Annotated in this window: 5 protein-coding genes; 3 read left to right on the top strand and 2 right to left on the bottom strand. The window is 36.5% G+C overall.

Annotation, left to right across the window (positions count from 1 at the left end):
- Positions 1-448: 448 nt before the first annotated feature.
- Entirely contained in the window at positions 449-733 is a 285-nt protein-coding gene (locus tag ACT8YW_RS19625) for a helix-turn-helix domain-containing protein (protein ID WP_287818649.1), read from the bottom strand.
- 469 nt (positions 734-1202) lie between these two features.
- Here ACT8YW_RS19625 and ACT8YW_RS19620 point away from each other — a divergent pair, with 469 nt between their 5' ends.
- The 3 genes from ACT8YW_RS19620 to ACT8YW_RS19610 all read left to right on the top strand — a co-directional run bounded on the left by ACT8YW_RS19620 (position 1203) and on the right by ACT8YW_RS19610 (position 3106).
- Complete coding sequence (locus ACT8YW_RS19620) at positions 1203-1931, top strand: discoidin domain-containing protein (RefSeq protein ID WP_444106873.1); 729 nt, start codon at positions 1203-1205, stop codon at positions 1929-1931.
- A gap of 120 nt (positions 1932-2051) precedes the next feature.
- Complete coding sequence (locus ACT8YW_RS19615) at positions 2052-2369, top strand: hypothetical protein (protein WP_444106872.1); 318 nt, start codon at positions 2052-2054, stop codon at positions 2367-2369.
- Positions 2294-3106, top strand: coding sequence for an IdeS/Mac family cysteine endopeptidase (locus ACT8YW_RS19610; RefSeq protein WP_444106871.1), 813 nt, complete (start codon positions 2294-2296; stop codon positions 3104-3106). The genes ACT8YW_RS19615 and ACT8YW_RS19610 overlap by 76 nt, the downstream gene beginning before the upstream one ends.
- 216 nt (positions 3107-3322) lie before the next feature.
- On the opposite strand, the gene ACT8YW_RS19605 is transcribed toward ACT8YW_RS19610, so the two are convergent.
- A complete protein-coding gene (locus tag ACT8YW_RS19605) occupies positions 3323-4618 on the bottom strand; it encodes a BT4734/BF3469 family protein (RefSeq protein ID WP_444106870.1) in 1296 nt (431 codons plus the stop codon).
- Between the last annotated feature and the right edge of the window lie 147 nt (positions 4619-4765).

Genomic DNA, 4765 nt, shown 5'->3' with positions numbered 1-4765 from the left:
ATCGCACTAATTACGCTAATTTTTAACTAATAAATCAAATACTGATTCGCATAAAGTATTATTAGGAAGAAACAAATCAGAATAATAATAAGTTCAACAAAGATGCCATTTATTATCTATGTACAGAAAGCCCTAAACAAACTGATTATTTTGATAGTGGTATAATCCGTATCCTTGGAAGTATCTGGACCGGAAAATCTATTGCCAACGGAAGGAACAATACGGCGATGTCTTATGCCGGAGTTCTATGTAAGGCAGGAGTAGAGAAAGACAGAGCCAAATCATTCATCGAAGAGCTTATTTCAGATTATGATATAACAGAAATAATTGAATACGCCTACTCACATAATATCTTTGGCTGTGAACGTAGGAGATACAAGTCAAGAAAGAAATAGCCAATAAAAAGAGGAGGCTGAACAATATAAACGTTCGGTCTCCTATAGCTTTTTTACAGATTATGAATTAAGTCTTCCTTAATAGATTCACACAATGTATTGTAAAGAATCCGCTTATTTTCGGGAATATCTTCTGCTGAAATACTGAACAATAACAGATAGGATTCTGGAATTTCCAAAGCTTTACATATTCTGATAATTGTATTTTTTTCAGGGAATGATTCTCCTTGTTCTATACTACATAAAGCATTTGCTGATATATCACATAATTTTGCCAGCTCCTTTTGGGAAATTCGCTTATTTTTCCTAAGTATTTTTACAGCATTTCCTATGTTCATAATTCTAAGTATAAAAATTATTTCAACGAGAAATAGTCCAATATTTTAGGGCTTATTTCTATCAGTTTATATACTATCAGTAAAATGGTATTTGCATCAATTGTACTGTATTGTTTGATGATCTGGATTGTTTCCTCTTTACATTCTTCTGATAGATTACTATTTTTTATTTCAAAAATTATATTTTCTTTATTCATTTTCTACAGTTTTATCCTGCTATTGGTAGTGGATATGAACTGATTCCAATAGCATTCGGTTGATAAATAAAAGGATAATCACTCTTAATTACAGTACTATTGGAATCTTCATCTGATCCTGTAGAATAGATATGGTATCTTGCTGAGATATAAATATTCCTTATTTGGAAATCTATATGCCATTGGGGTTTACTATATGTGGACTTTGCTACATAATAATAACTATGTACAATATTGTCTAAAAGTTCATCTGTTCTTTGTATGCTCAGTTTTTGGATGATATTGTTATCAATGATGGTTCCCCTGTTATTATTCCTCAAGGTAGTAAATCTGTTACATTTGATTGGGAATTAGGTGCTAATTTTATGTTGGAGAATGGTGAAATAGCCGAGAAGTTTAACTTGAATCTACAATTTGAGATTAAAACTGAAGATTCAACGGTAAAATTAGACGACACAAGAGACCTTATGACAGTATATATAGAGAAGATGGTTAAGAATTTGGAACAGCCGGAAAAACCGATACCGGAAAGCTGGCACCAATTGAACAAAAAAGGTTGGGAAATATCTGAGATTGATTCTGATATTCTCAGTAGCCGTTTTCCTGATAACTTAATAAAATATGGCGAAAATAGCTTGGTAGACGGTAACGATAGTAACAAAGCTATAGAAATATTTGTTGCAGCTAAGAGGTTTGTACCAAGAAGCAATTTCCTTTTTACTGTAGATATGCAGAATGCTCAAACTTTCTCTGGTATCAGAGTTAAATATCTTGGTAGCAATCCAAGCAACTTCTATAAAGAAGTGACGATTTCTCTTTCTAGTAATAATTCCACTTGGACTAAAGTAGGAACGATTGAGAATGCTGTTGAAAAGAATGGTGCATCTGACTTTATCTTCTTAGTTCCTGTAAAAGCACAATATATTAAGATTGAGATGGATATCCCTATTAAAGAAGCAGACTACATCAATATTACTGAAGTTACTGTTTATCAGAAATAATTAATTATACTATTTAGTTAGAAATTGTATTTTATAAACCACTCATTTCTATAGATTTGGAACATGAGTGGTTTATTTGTATTTTTGCAAAATTTATTATTAAAACCTTATATAATAGATATGGAACGATTCAAAATTTTTATTCTTGTTCTTTCAATCGTCTCTTTATCAGTTTTTCTTGATGGATGCGATAAGGATGAACCTCTTGATGAAGTGATTATTCCTCCGCTGGAAGAAATAAATCCGGATAATGAAAAACCTGATCTGGAGAAACCTGATCCTGATCCCGAACCGGAGAAGCCTGATCCTGATCCCGAACCGGAGAAGCCTGATCCCGATCCTGAACCGGAGATTCCGCAAGAATGGGCGGAAAAGTGGTATGGACACATGGTCTCACAGGTATGCCGGATCCACAAATGTGGGAGTATGCGTACTTAACACCAAGCAAGGTGCGGGGGCTGAAATGGAATAAAGCATACGGTTGGTTTGATTGTAATAAAAAAGATGTATGGGGAGAGCAACCCAATAGTGATAATAACCTTTGTTGGGCTGCTTCTGTATCCAATATCATTTATTGGTGGTTGGAACAAAACAAGGAATATGTAAATAGGTTTGGATATGACGGGCCATCCCGCTATAATGGTTCGTTGGATTGTGAGGTGTTTGATTTTTACAAAAAAAATTTCTCGAATACTGGTAATAATGTGGCTGCTGCATTAAACTGGTTCTTCACCGGAAAGTTTCTTAACGGAGCTAAACAGGAAGCCGGTTTCTTTAAGGAAGTGCTTGGTGAAAATTGCTCGGTATGCGAAACGTGTCAATCTTTTCGCTATCGTTTTACGGAAATCATAAAAGAAGCTCTATCCGGACAAAAAGCCATAGGATGCGCCCATTCCTTTGGAAGGCAGACACACGCTATTAACATTTGGGGAGCAGAATTTGATTCTCAAGGAGAAATAACCTACTTATATATCACCGATAATAATGACACGGACTTGGAAAATAATCTAGATAATGGAACGCCGACTAAAGCTGGTATGATTCGTAAACCAATTCAGATACGAGACGGAATACCTTTCATGGAAAGCAGTGTGCCTGGTTATTTCACTATACAAATTCTGGAACTGAATTTTATGGGATTGAAAAAGGCAGAATGGAAGAAGTATTTCCAGTAATTTTTTTGCTAACATTAAGAAGTCGTCTTTAACTTCTCTGTTGTAAGTACTACTGGAGTATATTTTTGGAAGGTTATAGTCGGTTTTTGTGTGTTAAATTATATTCTATGGTGAAACTTTTTGACATAAGAGAGTGGTAATTTTATATTAGCTAGGTCCATCTGATGAAAAAGGTAAAGGAGATGATGCTGTAAAAGCATTCTCTCCTTTGTTACTCTATTCCCTGCAAATCACATCATAGACTGAGCATTCGTTCAGATAGTCTTCTATGTCGGGGCTAAACTTCTCCCACCATCTCCAGACTTTCAAGTTATACCAGCCGTCCCATTGCAGGTCTTCTACCTCTTTTTTCCACTGATAACCATATAGTGACTTCTGCAAACGGGGACAGACCAATACTCCCTGTGATTTAGGTATATCTCTGAGTAGCTGGGCTGTGAGTTGTTGCCCGTTTGTTGAGAACCATTGGAATCCGGGTATGATTTGTCCCATCCTTTCAGCAACCTCGTCACTGTCTACGATAACAACTTTCATTCCGGGTCTATAAACTGACATGAACTCCCAAAGATGACAACATGAAGAGTCCTGTTCTTTTTTAGAATCCGTGTCGGTTTTAACTTTTGAAAACAGCTCCTTCATCTCACCCAACGGCTCTTTTCTGTATAATTCCTTGCTGCATGGTTGTGTATGTTTATATGCACTTCTGACCGCCTTCTCTATCTCATCAACAGAGAACCCTGTTTCCGCATATTCTGCCAGAACCTCAAGCGCCTTATCTTCGGTCACTCCATATTCACACAGGTTGCAGGCGGCTTCATATACACACCTGTTCCTGCTCCCCTCTTTAAACTCATTTCTGGTCCATGAGAGTATAACCTGTATTTTCTCATCTTCATCCATAATCACACCTCCTTTATAATATTCAATTTTCCTTTCATTTCTTGCTCCGGTCTTTATCTGCTCCGGTTGTTGTGTATTTTCAGTCTCCATATTCCATATCAGAGAATCCGGATTGTAATAAAGTTCCTGGTCATAGGTCACATTGGTATATCGTGAAACATCCTGTGCCTGTGAGTCGCTTTCCACGTTGAGAAACTTTCCTATGGCATTATAGTATAGTTTATGTGTATGAGCGTCCAGCCCGTCGGGAACTTTCACCAATACTCTAAGGCCTGTATTCGAAATTGAGCGGAAAACGGAGAAGGTATACGGGTTTTGTTCCAGCCTTTCCTTCTCTTCTCCCACACGTTCATTCAGTCCGTCAATGTCAATAGCCACCAATCCGCTATGTTGAATCAGACTGTCACTCCTCCGTTCCTTGAAAGTGCCGGAGAAAGTAAATCCGGATGCCTCATATTTTGCCGCATCCTTTTCCTCCTGTGTTGTAGCCTTTCTGACCTTTTCAACTTCATTCCGATATGTACCATCCTGTATCTGCCTTAATATTTCCGTTATATCAAACTGGCGATATGGTCTCTTATATGTCTTTTTCTTGTAATAATCTATTTTCATGACTTTTTTATTAATTCTATTTATTGCAGGTGATTATTGAGTGATCACTTGTATTCATTACTGTCCAATAGTGTAAACTACTGTAAACTTGTGTCCATTACTATAAAATATGGACACTTACCATAATTCTTCTTTTCTTTTTGGTTA

The organism is Bacteroides sp., assembly GCF_052357945.1.
Taxonomy (GTDB): Bacteria; Bacteroidota; Bacteroidia; order Bacteroidales; family Bacteroidaceae; genus Bacteroides.
Note: the sequence above shows the minus strand (reverse complement) of the source record. Positions and strands in the feature narration are given on the sequence as shown.

What these genes read in the sequence shown, in the direction of transcription:
- ACT8YW_RS19625 (WP_287818649.1), bottom strand. Translation starts at nt 733, where the DNA reads ATGAACATAGGAAATGCTGTAAAAATACTTAGGAAAAATAAGCGAATT.
- ACT8YW_RS19615 (WP_444106872.1), top strand. Translation starts at nt 2,052, where the DNA reads ATGGAACGATTCAAAATTTTTATTCTTGTTCTTTCAATCGTCTCTTTA.
- ACT8YW_RS19610 (WP_444106871.1), top strand. Translation starts at nt 2,294, where the DNA reads ATGGGCGGAAAAGTGGTATGGACACATGGTCTCACAGGTATGCCGGAT.
- ACT8YW_RS19605 (WP_444106870.1), bottom strand. Translation starts at nt 4,618, where the DNA reads ATGAAAATAGATTATTACAAGAAAAAGACATATAAGAGACCATATCGC.